General features: G+C 58.2%; 18 protein-coding genes and 1 pseudogene. 14 read left to right on the top strand and 5 right to left on the bottom strand.

The window, feature by feature from the left end:
• The first annotated feature begins 4 nt into the window (after positions 1-4).
• From fliJ to flhB, 13 genes are all read left to right on the top strand, one after another.
• Positions 5-454 carry a flagellar export protein FliJ gene (gene fliJ, locus F8N96_RS21450; protein WP_150799522.1) on the top strand — a complete coding sequence of 150 codons (450 nt, stop codon included), beginning with the start codon at positions 5-7 and terminating at the stop codon, positions 452-454.
• A 213-nt stretch (positions 455-667) separates the two neighbouring features.
• Positions 668-967, top strand: coding sequence for an STAS domain-containing protein (locus F8N96_RS21455; RefSeq protein ID WP_150799523.1), 300 nt, complete (start codon positions 668-670; stop codon positions 965-967).
• 5 nt (positions 968-972) lie between these two features.
• A complete protein-coding gene (locus F8N96_RS21460) occupies positions 973-2,679 on the top strand; it encodes a fused response regulator/phosphatase (protein ID WP_150799524.1) in 1,707 nt (568 codons plus the stop codon).
• A 30-nt stretch (positions 2,680-2,709) separates the two neighbouring features.
• Complete coding sequence (locus F8N96_RS21465; protein ID WP_150799525.1) at positions 2,710-3,078, top strand: Hpt domain-containing protein; 369 nt, start codon at positions 2,710-2,712, stop codon at positions 3,076-3,078.
• A gap of 82 nt (positions 3,079-3,160) precedes the next feature.
• A complete protein-coding gene (locus F8N96_RS21470; RefSeq protein ID WP_150799526.1) occupies positions 3,161-4,474 on the top strand; it encodes a flagellar hook-length control protein FliK in 1,314 nt (437 codons plus the stop codon).
• A gap of 481 nt (positions 4,475-4,955) precedes the next feature.
• The gene (fliL, locus tag F8N96_RS21475) at positions 4,956-5,456 is read left to right on the top strand and encodes a flagellar basal body-associated protein FliL (protein ID WP_150799527.1); all 501 of its coding nucleotides are present in this window, start codon (positions 4,956-4,958) and stop codon (positions 5,454-5,456) included.
• 9 nt (positions 5,457-5,465) lie between these two features.
• The gene (fliM, locus tag F8N96_RS21480; RefSeq protein ID WP_150764524.1) at positions 5,466-6,434 is read left to right on the top strand and encodes a flagellar motor switch protein FliM; all 969 of its coding nucleotides are present in this window, start codon (positions 5,466-5,468) and stop codon (positions 6,432-6,434) included.
• A gap of 69 nt (positions 6,435-6,503) precedes the next feature.
• Positions 6,504-6,959, top strand: a complete 456-nt coding sequence (gene fliN / locus F8N96_RS21485) for a flagellar motor switch protein FliN (protein WP_150799528.1) — start codon at positions 6,504-6,506, stop codon at positions 6,957-6,959.
• Positions 6,960-7,415, top strand: a complete 456-nt coding sequence (gene fliO / locus F8N96_RS21490) for a flagellar biosynthetic protein FliO (RefSeq protein WP_150799529.1) — start codon at positions 6,960-6,962, stop codon at positions 7,413-7,415.
• Positions 7,415-8,173: a flagellar type III secretion system pore protein FliP gene (gene fliP / locus F8N96_RS21495; RefSeq protein WP_064679101.1), complete on the top strand. Its 759-nt coding sequence runs from the start codon at positions 7,415-7,417 to the stop codon at positions 8,171-8,173. Before fliO ends, fliP begins: the two co-directional genes overlap by 1 nt.
• Complete coding sequence (gene fliQ / locus F8N96_RS21500; protein ID WP_007948918.1) at positions 8,170-8,439, top strand: flagellar biosynthesis protein FliQ; 270 nt, start codon at positions 8,170-8,172, stop codon at positions 8,437-8,439. Before fliP ends, fliQ begins: the two co-directional genes overlap by 4 nt.
• A 3-nt stretch (positions 8,440-8,442) precedes the next feature.
• Positions 8,443-9,225 carry a flagellar biosynthetic protein FliR gene (fliR, locus tag F8N96_RS21505; protein ID WP_064679100.1) on the top strand — a complete coding sequence of 261 codons (783 nt, stop codon included), beginning with the start codon at positions 8,443-8,445 and terminating at the stop codon, positions 9,223-9,225.
• A gap of 3 nt (positions 9,226-9,228) precedes the next feature.
• Positions 9,229-10,368: a flagellar biosynthesis protein FlhB gene (flhB, locus tag F8N96_RS21510; protein ID WP_150799530.1), complete on the top strand. Its 1,140-nt coding sequence runs from the start codon at positions 9,229-9,231 to the stop codon at positions 10,366-10,368.
• A 130-nt stretch (positions 10,369-10,498) separates the two neighbouring features.
• Here flhB and F8N96_RS21515 read toward each other — a convergent pair whose 3' ends face one another.
• A complete protein-coding gene (locus F8N96_RS21515; RefSeq protein ID WP_150799531.1) occupies positions 10,499-10,861 on the bottom strand; it encodes a DUF6124 family protein in 363 nt (120 codons plus the stop codon).
• Between the two features lie 813 nt (positions 10,862-11,674).
• Positions 11,675-12,670 carry an RHS repeat-associated core domain-containing protein gene (locus F8N96_RS21520; RefSeq protein WP_150799532.1) on the bottom strand — a complete coding sequence of 332 codons (996 nt, stop codon included), beginning with the start codon at positions 12,668-12,670 and terminating at the stop codon, positions 11,675-11,677.
• Positions 12,671-12,815: 145 nt separating this feature from the next.
• Here F8N96_RS21520 and F8N96_RS35105 point away from each other — a divergent pair, with 145 nt between their 5' ends.
• The gene (locus F8N96_RS35105) at positions 12,816-13,292 is read left to right on the top strand and encodes a hypothetical protein (RefSeq protein ID WP_191635380.1); all 477 of its coding nucleotides are present in this window, start codon (positions 12,816-12,818) and stop codon (positions 13,290-13,292) included.
• A 284-nt stretch (positions 13,293-13,576) separates the two neighbouring features.
• On the opposite strand, the gene F8N96_RS21530 is transcribed toward F8N96_RS35105, so the two are convergent.
• The 3 genes and pseudogenes from F8N96_RS21530 to F8N96_RS21540 form a co-directional block, all read right to left on the bottom strand.
• A complete protein-coding gene (locus F8N96_RS21530) occupies positions 13,577-14,314 on the bottom strand; it encodes a transposase (RefSeq protein ID WP_150799533.1) in 738 nt (245 codons plus the stop codon).
• A gap of 170 nt (positions 14,315-14,484) precedes the next feature.
• Positions 14,485-14,937: pseudogene (locus F8N96_RS21535) on the bottom strand (transposase); the annotation flags it as partial.
• A 290-nt stretch (positions 14,938-15,227) separates the two neighbouring features.
• Entirely contained in the window at positions 15,228-16,352 is a 1,125-nt protein-coding gene (locus F8N96_RS21540; RefSeq protein WP_150799534.1) for an RHS repeat-associated core domain-containing protein, read from the bottom strand.
• Positions 16,353-16,629: the final 277 nt, after the last annotated feature.

The raw sequence follows: 16,629 nt of genomic DNA on the forward strand, positions 1-16,629 counted from the left end.
GGCCATGGCCCAGAGTCGCGCAGCCCGCCTGGCCCCGGTGGTGGACATGGCCGAAAAGGTCGAGAAAGCCGCGGTCCAGCGCCTGGGACATTTTCAGGGGCAGGTCCGTCTGGCCGAAAGCAAACTCGCCGACCTCGAAGCGTTTCGGCTCGACTATCAGGAGCAATGGATCGTGCGCGGCAGCAACGGCGTTACCGGCCAATGGTTGCTGGGGTATCAAGGCTTCCTGGCGCAACTGGGCACGGCCATCGATCAGCAACGACAGAGCCTGGCCTGGCATCAGAACAATCTGAACAAGGCACGGGAAACCTGGCAGCAGGCGTATGCCCGGGTCGAAGGGTTGCGCAAGCTGGTTCAGCGCTACAGGGATGAGGCGCTGCGGCTGGAAGACAAGCGCGAGCAGAAGCTGCTGGATGAATTGTCCCAGCGGTTGCCGCGGCAGGATCCGTATTGAATCAGTGAGACCGCGTTATCGTTCTTCGTGGGCAAGCCTCGCTCCTACAGGTTTAGCGTTGCTCACGGGAATTACGAACGACGCTGCACCTGTAGGAGCGAGGCTTGCCCGCGAAGGCGTCCTGGGTCCCACCGCAAATGCCAGCCTTGCCCCCATCCCCGGCAAGTGCTAAACCTTCTACACGTACGTTCCCCAATGACAAGGAAGCCGTTCATGTCAGTTTCATCAGAAGTATCCCAAGATGGGCAAAAGCTGACGATTTCGATCAAGGGGCGATTCGATTTCGCCAAGCATCAGGAGTTTCGTGAGTCCTACGAGGACAGGAAACTCTCCGCAGTCGTCGTCGACTTGAAAGAAGCCACCTACCTCGACAGTTCGGCACTGGGCATGTTGCTCCTGCTGCGCGATCACGCCGGTGGCGACAATTCCGACATTCGCGTGGTCAACAGCAGTTCCGACGTGAAGAAGATCCTCGCCATCTCCAATTTCGACAAACTGTTCGATATCAGTTGAACGGCATGCAGTCGCCGCTCGAATCACTGACGATCCTGATCGCCGAAGACAGCGCGGCCGATCGCATGCTGCTGTCGAGCATCGTCCGGCGCCAGGGCCATGACGTGCTGACGGCCGCCAACGGTGCCGAGGCGGTCGAAGCCTTTCGTCAGCAACGCCCGCAACTGGTGCTGATGGACGCGATGATGCCGGTGATGGATGGCTTCGAGGCGGCGCGGCAGATCAAGGCGTTGGCCGGGGAAACCCTGGTGCCGATCATCTTCCTGACCTCGCTCACCGAAAGCGAAGCCCTGGCCCGCTGTCTGGAGGCCGGGGGCGACGACTTTCTGGCAAAACCCTACAACCAGGTGATCCTCGCCGCCAAAATCAAGGCGATGGACCGTTTGCGCCGGTTGCAGGCCACCGTGTTGCAGCAGCGAGACCAGATCGCCAGGCACCACCAGCACCTGCTCAACGAGCAGCGGGTGGCCAAGTCCGTATTCGATAAGGTGGCCCATTCCGGTTGCCTGAATGCCCTGAATATCCACTACCTGCAATCGCCCTACGCGCTGTTCAACGGCGATCTGTTACTGGCCGCGTATACGCCTGCCGGCGACATGCACCTATTGCTCGGGGACTTCACGGGCCATGGTTTACCGGCGGCTGTCGGGGCCATGCCCCTGGCTGAAGTCTTCTATGGCATGACGGCCAAGGGTTACGGCATGGCCGAAACCCTGCGCGAGATGAATGCCAAGCTCAAGCGCATCCTGCCGGTGGGCATGTTCTGCTGTGCCACCCTGCTGCGCCTGAGTTTTCAGCGGTGTTCGGTGGAGGTGTGGAACGGCGGGATGCCGGACGGTTACCTGCACAGCATCGCCAAGGGTGAGCGCACGCCGCTGCAGGCTCGGCACTTGCCGCTGGGCGTGCTGAGCCCGCAAGCCTTTGACGATCGCACCGAAGTGTTTCCGATGGCGGTCGGCGATCGGGTGTTTCTGTTATCCGACGGTGTGGTCGATACCTGCGATGCCAACGAACAACTGTTTGGTGTCGAGCGGCTGCAGCGGGTGTTTGCCGCCAATCGTCAGCCTGATGAGTTGTTCGCAGAGATAGAGCAGGCGCTGCGGGACTTTCGCAGTGAAGCCCGTGATGACGTCAGCATGGTCGAGGTCAGCTTTCTGGAGGGGGAGCAGGTGAGCCCGCCGGCGTTGATATATTCCGACAGTGGCCAGTCCTGCCCGCTGGACTGGTCAGTGAGTTTCGAGTTTCGCGCGGCCACGCTCAAGCGCTTCAACCCGCTGCCTTATCTGTTGCAGTTGCTGCTGGAGGTTCATGGGTTGCGGGCGCAAAGCGCGGCGCTCTACACGGTGCTGGCGGAACTGTACTCCAACGCCCTGGAGCATGGCGTCCTGGGCCTGGATTCCAGCCTCAAACGGGATGCCTCGGGTTTTACCCGTTACTATCAACAGCGCAGTACACGCCTGGATGAATTGCAGGATGGCTTCATCCGGGTACATATGCAGGTGACACCGAATGGCGAGGGCGGTTGCCTGGCGGTTCGCGTCGAAGACAGTGGCAATGGGTTTGATGTCGATCGGGTGCTGCAGCGGCCCGCTGATGGGGCCCGGCTGTCGGGACGAGGCCTCGGTCTGATCCGTCAATTGAGCCGTAATGCCAGCTGGTCAGACGATGGTCGAAGTGCCCGCGTGGAATTTTTCTGGGAGGCTCTGGCATAATCCACACATTCTTGATCAAGGAGTGAGCAAGTGGCTGACACACATCTGGACCGCGACGTGCTGAGCGCGTTGCAAGAAGTCATGGAGGATGGGTATCCGGAGTTGCTGGATACCTTTCTTGCCGACGCCGAAGAGCGTTTATGCATCTTGCGACAGGCTGAAGATGCCGCGCAACTCATGAATGCTGCCCATAGTTTCAAGGGCAGCAGCAGCAACATGGGCGCCATTCGCCTGGCTGAGTTGTGCCATGAACTGGAGCAGCGTGCCAAGAATAAAAACCTCTCGGGTGTGGAAAAACTGGTCGGTGAAATCGACGGTGAATTCGCCATAGTCCGACCGCTGTATGAAGCCGAGCGTCAGCGCACTTTGTCGACCACCACGAGCGTCCAACGCTTTTAGCGCCTGACACTAAACCTGGCGCGACCCTTGCTTCCATCTCCGTCACCTGTACTTACAATCCCAGTGCGGCGGAGACTGTTCCATGCCCGTAACCCCCAACATTCTTCTCCAGGCCACCGCCCGGTCCAAGGCCAAAGCGGCTAGCGCCAATCCTCCGGTGCCGGTCGCCGAGCCCGGGGAAAAGGCATCCGGCTTCGCTCATGTCTACGCCAATCAGGCTCGCAATACCCCTTCTGCGGTGAACGAAAGACCGGTCAAGCCAATGCGCGACAACGTAGCGCAGGGGCCGGTCAAACAGGACGTCAGCCGCGACAAGGCTGCCGCCGCGAAACCGGCCGTTGCCGATAGCGGCAAATGCTTGCCCGCTGATAAACCGGCGGCCGATGACAAGATTGCCAGCGAAGGTTCAGATGCCGCTGGCACTTCTGTCACCGAGGCGGCGGTCGACCCGACCACCGATCCTGCAGAGCCCGCACTCGTTGCGCAAACTCCGCCAGGGATAGATGCCGTGCCACCCCAAGGCGAACAGCCGATTGTTGTGGCAATGGCCGCGGCCGCCGTCACCGCTGATGCCGGATTCGATCCCCAAGCCGACCCCCTCGATGCCCTGCCAGCCTTGCGCATGGCCATGGAGCAGAGCGGGCATGTTTCCGCTTCCAGCCAGGCTCAGCCACAAGCGCTGCCGACCTCGGTCGAGGCCGATGGCGACGGCGAGTCGGCTTCGGCGCAAAACCTGGGCGCCGGCCTGGCGCGCATGCTTGACGTGCAGCCCGAAAAGGACAGCGCCGAGGGCGGGGACAAGGCCTTCAGCGGCCTGCTCGATGACGGCTTGAAGGACTTGAAGACCGCCAGCAGCGACACCCGGGTCGATGATTTTGCCAACCGCCTGGCGGCGCTGACCCAGGCGGCCACGCCGAAAACCGCGAATGCGTTGCCGGTGAACCAGCCGATCGCCCTGCATCAAAGTGGCTGGACCGAGGAAGTGGTGAACCGGGTCATGTACCTGTCCAGCGCCAACCTCAAGGCGGCCGACATCCAGTTGCAACCGGCCGAACTCGGGCGCCTCGACATTCGGGTGAACATGGTGCCGGACCAGCAGACCCAGGTCACCTTCATGAGCGCGCATCCAGGTGTTCGCGAAGCGCTGGACGGGCAGATGCATCGCTTGCGTGAAATGTTTGCGCAGCAGGGCATGGGGCAGGTTGATGTCAACGTGTCCGACCAGTCCCGTGGTTCGCAAGGACAGGACCAGGCACAGCAACGTCACGGCGGGCGGACCAGCGCCAGCGGTGATCGCCTCGATTCCATGGATGACGAGCGTGCGCCAACAGTCACCGAAGTGGCGGCCAGCACGACCAGCATCATCGGCTCCAGCGCCGTCGATTACTACGCCTGATCAAACGCCCCCCTGTAGGAGCTGGCTTGCCAGCGAAGACGGCGTATCAGCCAACACATGAATCGACTGACACACCACCTTCGCTGGCACCCCCCCTGTAGGAGCTGGCTTGCCAGCGAAGACGGCGTATCAGCCAACACATGAATCGACTGACACACCACCTTCGCTGGCACCCCCCCCTGTAGGAGCTGGCTTGCCAGCGAAGACGGTCTACCGGCCAATACATCCATCGACTGACACACCGCCTTCGCTGGCAAGCCAGCTCCTACAGGGGGAGCGCGGTGTGTCAGCTAATGCTCGTATCGACTGACACACCGCCTTCGCTGGCAAGCCAGCTCCTACAGGGGGAGCGCGGTGTGTCAGCTAATGCTCGTATCGACTGACATGCCGCCTTCGCTGGCAAGCCAGCTCCTACATGGCATAACACTTGCTCTTGCCAAGCCTGCAACGGTGAAACCCCGATTAGTGACGGATTATTGGCATGGCGATGAGCGAAGACGCGGTTAAAGACCCCGCAACCAAACGCAAGATCAAGCTGATCATTGCGACAGTGGGCGGCCTGCTGCTGGCGATCGGCTTGTCCGTGGGGGCCACCTGGTACTTCATGCACAGCCCCCGGAGCACGCCAGTCGACGCATCGGAAACCGCGGTCGTCGGCAAGCAGCCGGCGATGTTCGTGCCCCTGCTTCCGGCGTTCATTGCCAACTACAACCAGAACGGCCGCCAGCGCTACATGCAGGTGAGCATCACCCTGCAGGGGCGCGACCAGGCCGATCTGGACGCGCTCAAGGCGCACATGCCGGTGATCCGCAATAACCTGGTCATGCTGTTCTCCGGGCAGGACTTCGCCACCCTGGCCTCGCCGGTCGGCCAGGAAATGTTGCGACAGAAAGCCACGGCCAGCGTCCAGGAAGTGGCGCAAAAAGAACTCGGCAAAGTGGTCATCGAACAATTGCTTTTCACTAATTTCGTACTGCAGTAGGAACACGACATGGCCGTGCAGGACCTGCTGTCCCAGGATGAGATCGACGCGCTGTTGCACGGCGTCGACGATGGTCTGGTACAGACCGATATCGCTGCCGAACCCGGCACCGTCAAAAGCTATGACCTGACCAGCCAGGATCGCATCGTCCGGGGACGCATGCCGACCCTGGAGATGATCAACGAACGATTCGCCCGCTACACCCGCATTAGCATGTTCAACCTGCTGCGCCGTTCGGCGGACGTGGCCGTGGGTGGGGTGCAGGTGATGAAGTTCGGCGAATACGTGCACTCGCTGTACGTGCCGACCAGCCTCAACCTGGTCAAGATCAAACCCTTGCGCGGCACCGCGCTGTTCATCCTCGATGCCAAGCTGGTGTTCAAGCTGGTGGACAACTTCTTCGGCGGCGACGGCCGTCACGCCAAGATCGAAGGGCGTGAATTCACCCCGACCGAACTGCGTGTCGTGCGCATGGTGCTCGAGCAGGCCTTTGTCGATCTGAAGGAAGCCTGGCAGGCGATCATGGAAGTCAACTTCGAGTACATCAACTCGGAAGTGAACCCGGCCATGGCCAACATCGTCGGCCCGAGCGAGGCCGTTGTGGTGTCGACCTTCCACATCGAACTCGATGGCGGTGGCGGCGACCTGCACGTGACCATGCCCTATTCGATGATCGAGCCGGTGCGCGAAATGCTCGACGCCGGCTTCCAGTCGGACCTCGACGACCAGGACGAGCGCTGGGTCAACGCCCTGCGCCAGGACGTGCTGGATGTCGACGTGCCGATCGGCGCCACGGTTGCCCGTCGCCAGTTGCGCCTGCGGGACATCCTGAACATGCAGCCGGGGGACATTATCCCGGTCGACATGCCGGAAGAAATGATCATGCGCGCCAATGGCGTGCCTGCGTTCAAGGTCAAGATGGGCTCGCACAAAGGCAACCTCGCGTTGCAGGTGATCGAGCCGATCGAGCGCCGTTGACCGGCGCGTTGCACATTCGCTTTTAACTGACGGCTCCCCTGTGCAAGGGGTGCCCGCCGAGGACACACGATGGCTAACAATATGCATACCCAGGACGACCAGGCACTGGCTGATGAATGGGCTGCGGCCCTGGAAGAAGCCGGTGACGGGCAGGCCGACATCGATGCCCTGCTGGCTGCCGATGCAGCCAGCTCGTCGTCCAACCGTCTGCGGATGGAAGAGTTCGGCGGCCTGCCGAAAAACAACAACCCGGTCACCCTCGACGGCCCGAACCTGGACGTGATCCTCGACATCCCCGTGTCGATCTCCATGGAAGTCGGCAGCACCGAGATCAATATCCGCAACCTGCTGCAACTCAACCAGGGCTCGGTGATCGAGCTCGATCGCCTGGCCGGCGAGCCGCTGGACGTACTGGTCAACGGCACGCTCATCGCCCACGGCGAAGTGGTGGTGGTCAACGAGAAGTTCGGCATCCGCCTGACCGACGTGATCAGCCCAAGCGAACGCATCAAGAAGCTGCGCTAAGTGAAAAAGGTTCTGAAGGCTTTACCAGGGTTGGCGCTGGCCTTGCCGTTCAACGTGCTGGCGGCCGAGCCGCTGGCGACGGCCGCCACGGCGGCGGCACCGGCGGTCAGCAGCGGAGTGGCCGGGCAATTGACCCAGCTGGTGTTCGGCTTGCTGCTGGTGCTGGGGTTGATTTTCTTCCTTGCCTGGCTGCTGCGCCGGGTGCAGCAGGCCGGGCCGGCCGGCAAGGGGCAGGTGATCGAACTGATCGGTTCCCGCGCGCTCGGTCCCCGTGACCGGCTGATGCTGGTGCAGGTCGGCAACGAGCAGATTCTGCTCGGCCTCAGCCCCGGCAGCATCACCGCCCTGCATGTGCTCAAGGAGCCGGTGCAGGTGCCGAGCACCGAGAAGACCACCCCCGAATTTGCCCTGCGCCTGATGGAGCTGATGGGCAAGGATCACAAGGATAAGAAGTGATGGCTGCGTTACGCATCGTCTTGACGCTGGCCCTGATGCTGGCCGCGCCGCTGGCGTACGCCGCCGACCCGTTGTCGATCCCGGCGATCACCCTGGGCACCAATGCCGAGGGCGCCCAGGAATACTCGGTCAGCCTGCAGATCCTGCTGATCATGACCGCGCTGAGTTTCATCCCGGCGTTCGTCATGCTGATGACCAGTTTCACCCGGATCATCATCGTCTTCTCGATCCTGCGCCAGGCCCTGGGCCTGCAGCAGACGCCGTCGAACCAGATCCTCACGGGCATGGCGCTGTTCCTGACCCTGTTCATCATGGCGCCGGTGTTCGACCGGGTGAATCAGGACGCCTTGCAGCCCTATCTGGCGGAAAAACTCACGGCCCAGGATGCCGTGGCCAAGGCCCAGGTGCCGATCAAGGACTTCATGCTGGCCCAGACCCGCAGCAGCGACCTGGAGCTGTTCATGCGCCTGTCCAAGCGCACCGACATCGCCTCGCCGGACCAGGCGCCGCTGACCATCCTGGTACCGGCCTTTGTCACCTCCGAGCTGAAAACCGCGTTCCAGATCGGCTTCATGATCTTCATTCCCTTCCTGATCATCGACCTGGTCGTCGCCAGTGTGCTGATGGCCATGGGCATGATGATGCTGTCGCCGCTGATCATTTCCCTGCCGTTCAAGATCATGCTGTTCGTGCTGGTGGATGGCTGGGCGTTGATCATCGGCACCTTGGCCAGCAGCTTCGGCGGTGTGTCGCCATGACCCCGGAAGTGGCGGTCGACATCTTCCGCGAAGCGCTGTGGCTGACCACCATGATGGTGGCTGTGCTGGTGATCCCGAGCCTGCTGGTGGGGCTGCTGGTGGCGATGTTCCAGGCCGCGACCCAGATCAACGAACAGACCCTGAGCTTCCTGCCGCGCCTGCTGGTGATGCTGGTGACGCTGATCGTGGCCGGCCCGTGGCTGGTGCAGACCTTCATGGAATACATCCTGCAGTTGTACGGCAGTATTCCCCAGGTCATCGGCTAGACCATGTCGCTGTTGCAGCTGACCGATACCCAGATCAGCACCTGGGTCGCGACGTTCATGTTGCCGCTGTTTCGTGTGGGGGCATTGCTGATGGTGATGCCGATCGTGGGCACGACCCTGGTGCCCGTGCGCGTGCGCCTGTATTTCGCACTGGCCATCACGGTGGTGATCGTCCCGGGCCTGCCGCCGATGCCGCCGGTCAACGCGCTGGACTTGAGCGGGCTGCTGCTGATTGCCGAGCAGATCCTCATCGGCGCGGTGCTTGGGTTCGCCTTGCAGCTGTTCTTCCAGGCCTTCGTGATCGCCGGGCAGATCGTCTCCATTCAGATGGGCATGGGCTTCGCCTCGATGGTCGACCCCACCAACGGCGTCTCGGTGGCGGTGATCGGGCAATTCTTCACCATGCTGGTCACGTTGCTGTTCCTGTCCATGAACGGCCACCTGGTGGTGTTCGAAATCCTCACTGAAAGCTTCACCACCTTGCCGGTCGGCAGCGGGTTGGTGGTCAATCATTTCTGGGAGCTGGCCGGCAAGCTCGGCTGGGTCCTGGGCGCTGCACTGCTGCTGGTGCTGCCGGCGATCACCGCGTTGCTGGTGGTCAACATCGCGTTTGGCGTGATGACCCGGGCCGCCCCGCAGCTGAACATCTTCTCCATCGGCTTCCCGCTGACCCTGGTGCTCGGGCTGTTCATTGTCTGGGTCGGGCTGGCGGACATCATCAACCAGTATCAACCGCTGGCCTCCGAGGCCTTGCAGTGGTTACGCGAACTGGCACGGGCGCGCTGAGTCATGGCAGAGAGCGAAAGCGGTCAGGACAAAACAGAAGACCCCACGGAGAAAAAGAAAAAGGACGCCCGGGAGAAGGGCGAGATTGCCCGCTCCAAGGAACTCAACACCCTGGCGATCATGCTCGCCGGTGCCGGTGCGCTGCTGATCTTCGGCGGCGCGCTGGCCCAGGACCTGATGGAGCTGATGCGGATGAACTTCTCGTTGTCGCGGGAAGTGATCCTGGACCAGCGCGCCATGGGCACCTACCTGCTGCACTCGGGGCAGATTGCCCTGTTGGCGATCCAGCCGGTGATGATCACCTTGTTGCTGGCTGCGGTGATCGGCCCGATCTCCCTGGGCGGCTGGCTGTTCTCCGCCGGCACCATGGCCCCCAAATTCAGCCGGATGAACCCCGGCGCCGGTCTCAAGCGCATGTTCTCGGCCAAGGCCGTGGTGGAACTGCTCAAGGCCCTGGCGAAGTTTTTCATCATCCTGTTCGTGGCGCTGGCCGTGTTGTCCTCGGACATCGACGACCTGCTGCGCATCGCCCATGAACCGCTGGACATGGCGATCATCCACAGCCTGCAAGTGGTCGGCTGGAGCACCTTATGGATGGCCTGCGGCCTGATCATCATCGCCGCGGTGGACGTGCCGGTGCAGCTGTGGGAAACCGCCAAGAAACTGAAGATGACCAAGCAGGAAATTCGCGACGAGCACAAGGACCAGGAAGGGCGGCCGGAGGTCAAGCAACGGATCCGTCAACTGCAGCGCGAGATGTCCCAGCGGCGGATGATGGCCGCCATACCGGACGCCGACGTGGTCATCACCAACCCGACCCACTACGCCGTGGCGCTCAAGTACGACCCGGACAAGGGCGGGGCACCGATGCTGGTGGCCAAGGGCAGCGACTTCCTCGCGTTGAAGATGCGCGAGATTGCGGTGGCCAACGAAGTTATGTTGCTCGAATCCCCGGCGCTGGCGCGGTCGATCTACTACTCCACCGAACTGGAGCAGGAGATCCCGGGCGGCCTCTATCTGGCCGTTGCGCAGGTATTGGCCTACGTCTACCAGATCCGCCAGCACAGGGCAGGCAAGGGCAAGCGACCGGATCCGCTCAAGGATGACCTGCCGATCCCACCGGATCTACGCCGCGATTCCTGACAAGTCCAACCCCGTCAGCCAACCCACACAAAACCTGTAGGAGCGGGCTTGCCCGCAAAGAGGCCATCCCAGCCATTAGAGATCTTGACTGACACACTGCCTTCGCGAGCAGGCTCGCTTGAATCTTTAACTAGCCCTGCGGATCAATGTTATCCAGCGCCCGATTCACCGCCAGTTCTCCCAGCATGATGACCTGCTGAATCGCCAACATCGTATTGCGCTGCGACCCCTCCAGACCTCCCGCGAAATCACTGGCCAACACACTCGCCGAAGCCAGCGACTCACAGGCATGGGCCAACAGGCTCTCGGTATCAATGCCGGGTGCAACGACGAACATCGTGCTGGGCTTTCGCGCGGTGGCGTTTATTTGAGCGGACAGGTTGATGTACTCATCGAGGGCACGGTCGGCGGCTTCCTGGAGTTTTTGCGGATCGATTGAGGTGTCTGGGGGAACGTCTTCGGTTTCAGGCGGGTTGGGCGTTACTTTGAACATAGATGGAACTCCATATGTAATTGGAAGAGCCATCACCTTCGCTACCAAACGAGAGGTGGCGGCCATACGCAGGTTGGTAGACCGGCCCACATGGAAAAACCGGCGCGCCCGAGGGCACCCTGCGCACAGCCACCATAAAGCAGATGCCGATAAGCACCTGGACAAGGTGACGCTGTGCGCCATGTGTGAGCGGCGGGCTACCAAACCCGATCGCTGTTTTCAGCGACCGGGAAACGATAGAGCCCGGCCCTCAGGCGCACAAGCCGGCGGATTCTGATGCAGACGTAGGCTGCGGCGCAAGGATGTGTAGGCTCTGTAAGTATCCCGAGATGTCGATTAAACATAGATGTTTAAAATCAAAACTTCGCAGCCCGGCAGTTCAACAGATCGCATACATCCTGTAGGAGCTGTCAAGTGAAACGAGGCTGCGATCTTTTGATCTTGAAGCGGTTGGCTGGTTGTCACCGCCTAAGTGTGTAATAACCGGGTCGTCTGCCAAGTGAGCTCGCAAGGACTGGGCGTGTGTCGTGCACAAGCCACAGTTCTGTGACACGTTATGAACACATTGGCGGCACCAACGTTTCTCTGGGGCAGTTCGCTTCCAGGGCGGCGCATGCAGTATCGCGACCGTTTTATCCATAGGTGTCAGGCACGACTCGGTCGTAGCCAATGGCGACAAAACAGGTACGACAGTTTCAACCAGCAGGTTGAGAGAGGGGATAACCCTGCAGTTAAAAACTGCAGGGAGAGTTGGCTTTTAGCCTTGACGCGAGACCGGCTAAGAGGTGTTTCCTTTTTTACTTGTTTTTAATGTCAATCGCTGAAATCGCTATCCACAAATTCGTCTAATCGTGTTTTGTAGTCGCCAATACTTTCCAGATACTGTTCTCTTTCATGTCGGATGTCCCTTGTCAAGCGCTCAGGCTTTTCATTGTAATACGCGTAACTCGCAATCCGCCGTTGCCGATTCGATTCCGTCGCTACATCACGAGCAATCGAGGAGGGTAGTATTTGTTCCGGGTTTACTCCACGCGCAAGCGAGGGCGGTAGTATCTGTTTCGGGTTTACTGCACTGCGAGCGACGGCTGATCTGCTTAACTGATAAAGAGTTTTTGGTTGGTGCTTTCGTGGATCCAAAGCGAGGGCGGTTTCCTCAAATGATAGAAGTGGTGATGCTTGCCGTGGTGCCAAAGTCGTCGTTCGAGATGAGAATGTTCCCGAGCGTGGTATCGCATTGAAAAAATCATCTGCGAAATCAAACACTCCGAAAATAAGAGCATGTCCGGTAGGGTCGCGACTATTGATAGGATCCCCCGAACAATACCCATACGCATTGAGCCCACCTTCATCAAACGGGCTCAAATTGTCTGGACTGTTAAATCGCATCAACACCGGATTAAAAGCACGATACCCATTCCCCAGCATATAATAGCCAGTCACTGGGTCCGGCCGTTCGCCGTTGAATCCGAGCAAGCTGAGTAATCCGTTTTCAATAGAGCGATGACCATAGGGCGAATAAGCGATAGGTGTACGCGGATGATCGGCTTTGAGCGTCTGCGACACCGAACGCTGCGGATCCGTGGCCAGCAGCGTGGTATCGGTTACATCACCCTCACTTCGCTGTTGCGCCAACAACTGATCACCATGCTGAACGATTGAATAGCGCATCGCCCCCTGTATCTCGGTAGCCAGCCTGCTCTTGCAGTAAAAGCGCTGGCGCTCGGGGCTATCTGGCAGCGCATGACTGATCAGTCGGTCAAGAGGATCGTAGCGGTATTGGCAGAGTACGGTCTCGCCCGGCGATGTCATGGGAGGTTGCTCCGAAGGTCCGAAGTGCAGGAGCTCAGTATTGGCGGTTTTGCGAGGGTTGGGTACTAGCAGAACTGATAGGTTCGAGTGAGTTAATCTGTTCAATTTGTGAAGTTCGCAGCCCGTCCTGAGAGGTGCAGCTGCAATGCCGGCCCCATCGCGGGCAAGCCCGGCTCCCACAGGTTTTGTGTTGGTCGTGAATTGGGCAGCAGCAGTGCGGGCGAAATCGGGGACGGGCGAAATCGGGGACGGCGAAATCGGGGACGGATTTATTTCGCGAAATCGGGGACGGATTTATTTCGGGAAATCGGGGACGGATTTATTTGCATTGAAGACAGTCGGGATTTTTACTTTTCCTTTCATCGGCTTTGCGATCTTTTGCGGGCCTGCCTGGCTCTCGATTTATTATTCGACGCCCTGTGATGTGTTCTATCTCGTCTACAACACAACGGGGACAGATTTATTTGCCTATCAAGTCGGAGGCGGGTTTTTACCCTTCCTTTCATTCTCTCTGAGATTTTTTTTTGCGGGCCTGCCTTGCTTTCGACTTATTATTCGACGCCCGGTGATGTGTTCTATCTCGTCTACAAAGCGGCAAGTTCCTGTCAACTGCCCGCGTTGAAGAGCGCCTCTTATGAGCTCCAGCTCTCCATTCGGCGTTACCTGCTCGACGAAGTCTCTATAGCGATTGCGGCGGAGCAGTTCTGATGCGCCAAGGGCTTTAAAGCATGGGTCAATATCCAGCCAGTTGTTTTCTGAGGGCTCCAATAGGCGAAGACGATAGCTTGACCATGGGTAGTCCTCTGCGCGTAACGCTATACGAGCTCTGACGGGGTTCAGCTCAATGTACCTGCTACACGCGAGAAGATATGTATCAGACACAACGGGGACAGATTTATTTGCCTATCAAGTCGGAAGCGGGTTTTTACCCTTCCTTTCATTCTCTCTGAGATTTTTTTTTGCGGGCCTGCCTTGCTTTCGACTTATTATTCGACGCCCGGTGATGTGTTCTATCTCGTCTACAAAGCGGCAAGTTCCTGTCAACTGCCCGCGTTGAAGAGCGCCTCTTATGAGCTCCAGCTCTCCATTCGGCGTTACCTGCTCGACGAAGTCTCTATAGCGATTGCGGCGGAGCAGTTCTGATGCGCCAAGGGCTTTAAAGCATGGGTCAATATCCAGCCAGTTGTTTTCTGAGGGCTCCAATAGGCGAAGACGATAGCTTGACCATGGGTAGTCCTCTGCGCGTAACGCTATACGAGCTCTGACGGGGTTCAGCTCAATGTACCTGCTACACGCGAGAAGATATGTATCAGATTGAACAACACTGGATTTGTAGCGACTCTCCCATAACGTGCCTGAGCGACCTTCAAGCTTGTTTCGATAGCGAGTCATGCGAGCTGCCAGGGTTTTCATCAGTTGCCCGAGGGTTGATGGGATGTCACCAGGTGCGAGCAGTAGATGGACATGATTGGTCATCAAACAATAGGCGTAAACCTTTACGCCAAAGGCTTCTTTTAGCTCGCGCAGGTCTGAGAGGTAGCGCTTGAAATCAACGGCGTCAGCAAAAACGACCTGCCGATTGTGGCCTCGCTGTACGACATGGTGAGGGTAGTTTGGCAGTACAACACGTCCTGTTCTGGGCATACATGGTCCTACGTCCTTGTAGTGAAGAGGGAAGCGTAGTTGAGGCGAGTGATTTCGCTGGTGGTTTGTTGTAAATAAATCTGTCTTTTGTTTTTTTTAATAATCCCCCTTCTTGTCCTTAATAAATCCGTCCCCGTTTTTGTTAATAAATCCGTCCCCGTTTTTGGTCCTGATGGTTCCAGCAGGCGAAGACGATAGCTTGACCACGGGTAGTCCTCTGCGCGTAATGCAATACGAGCTCTGACGGGGTTCAGCTCTATGTATCTGCTGCACGCAAGAAGATAGGTATCCGATTGAACAACGCTGGATTTGTAGCGGCTCTCCCATAAAGTGCCTGAGCGACCTTCAAGTTTATTTCGATAGCGAGTCATGCGAGCTGCCAAGGTTTTCATCAATTGCCCGAGGGCTGACGGGATGTCACCAGGTGCGAGCAGTAAATGGACATGATTCGTCATCAAGCAATAGGCGTATATCTTTACGCCAAAGGCTTCCTTTAGCTCGCGCAGGTCTGAGAGGTAGCGCTTGAAATCATCTGTGTCAGCAAAAACGACCTGCCGATTATGGCCTCGCTGTACGACATGGTGAGGGTAGTTTGGCAGTACAACACGTCCTGTTCTGGGCATACATGCTCCTACGTCCTTGTAGTGAAGAGGAAAGCATAGTTCAGGCGCGTGATTTCGCTGATGGTTTGTTGTAAATAAATCTATCTTTCGTTCTTTTTAATAAATCCGTCCCCGTTTTGCGAATCCGTCCCCGTTTTGCGCGTTTTAATAAATCCGTCCCCGTTTTGCGTCCCCGTTTTGCCGTTTCTTTAGCAGATTGAGAGAGGGGGGAACCCTGCAGTTAAAAACTGCAGGGAGAGTTGGCTTTTAGCCTTGAGTCGAGACTGGCTAATGGGTGTTCCCTTTTTGTCCTACGCCCGCCGGAAAAAATCTGAATTTGTAAGTATATCATCTCCATTTTTGCCTCTGATATAACGTATTTTATTAGCAAGTCTTGCGCGACCCTCAGGTGATTTATTGGTTCGATGAAGTGCTCTAAGAATTTTCACATAAGCGTTATTCGTCGACTCACCTAGAACGAAGGTGGAGAGCTGGCCAGTATGTTGCTCTTGACGAGTATATGAGGTGGATGAAGTAGATGAAATACTATCGAGCGAAGGCCGCCTTCCGTCGGCAGCGGGAAAGCTTGAGGGGGAATCACTGTTTATTGATGCTAGTGAAGATTTTGGCGATTCAGAATGCCTTGGCTCAAACATGTCCGAATTCAGTTTGGCTCGTGGGGTTTTGTACTCCATTGGATGATCCCTCTGAGAGCTACTGCTACTACTGTTGCTGTTGCTGTTGCTGTTGCTGTTGCTACTGAATTTGCGAGCAGTATTTGACGATGCTGGAGCGTTTGCGAGATCGGCAGTTCTCTGTGCGGCAGCGGGAGTCGATGTGCTAAGTTTACGAGGTGTTCTACCAAATAAACTTTTTAACCCCTTCCAAACGCTAGCAATTGTCCAGTGTCCTGTAGGATCGCTCCCAAGTACTGGCTCTCCCGCGCAGTAGGCGTATGCATTCAACCCACCCCTTCCAAACGGACTCAAACTATCCGGGCTATTAAATCGCATCAACGCTGGATTAAACGCCCGATAGCCATTTCCCAACAAATAACACCCGGTCACCGGATCCGGCCGTTCACCGTTGAAACCAAGCAGGCTGAGTAACCCGCTTTCAACGGGGCGGTGGCCATAGGGCGAATAGCCGATGGGCTGCGGTGGATGATTGGCCTTGAGCGCCTGCAACACCGAACGCTGCTGATCGATGGCCAGCATCGTGCTATCGGATGTATCACCCTCACCTCGCTGTTGCGCCAACAGCTGATCGCCATGCTGAACGATCGAAAAGCGCATCAACCCCTGTATCTCCGTGGCCAGCCTGCTCTTGCAGTAAAAGCGCTGGCGCTCGGGGGTATTTGTCAGTGCGTGGCTGGTCAATCGATCAAGGGGGTCGTAGTGGTATTGGCAGAGTACGTTCTCGCGCGGCGATGTCATGGGAGGTTGCTCCGAAGGTCCGAAGTGCGGGAGCTCAGTATTGGCGGTTTAGCGAGGGTTGGGTACTAGCAGAACTGATAGGTTCGAGTGAGTTAATCTGTTCAATTTGTGAAGTTCGCAGCCCGTCCTGAGAAGTGCGGCGGCAATGCCGGCCCCATCGCGGGCAAGCCCGGCTCCCACAGGTTTTGTGTTGGTCGTGAATTGGGCAGCAGCAGGGGCTGCCTCTTCGCGAGCAGGCTCGCTCCCACAGTTTGATCTCTGTTGTACGCAGGATATG

The organism is Pseudomonas fluorescens (genome assembly GCF_902497855.1).
Lineage (GTDB): Bacteria > Pseudomonadota > Gammaproteobacteria > Pseudomonadales > Pseudomonadaceae > Aquipseudomonas > Aquipseudomonas fluorescens_BI.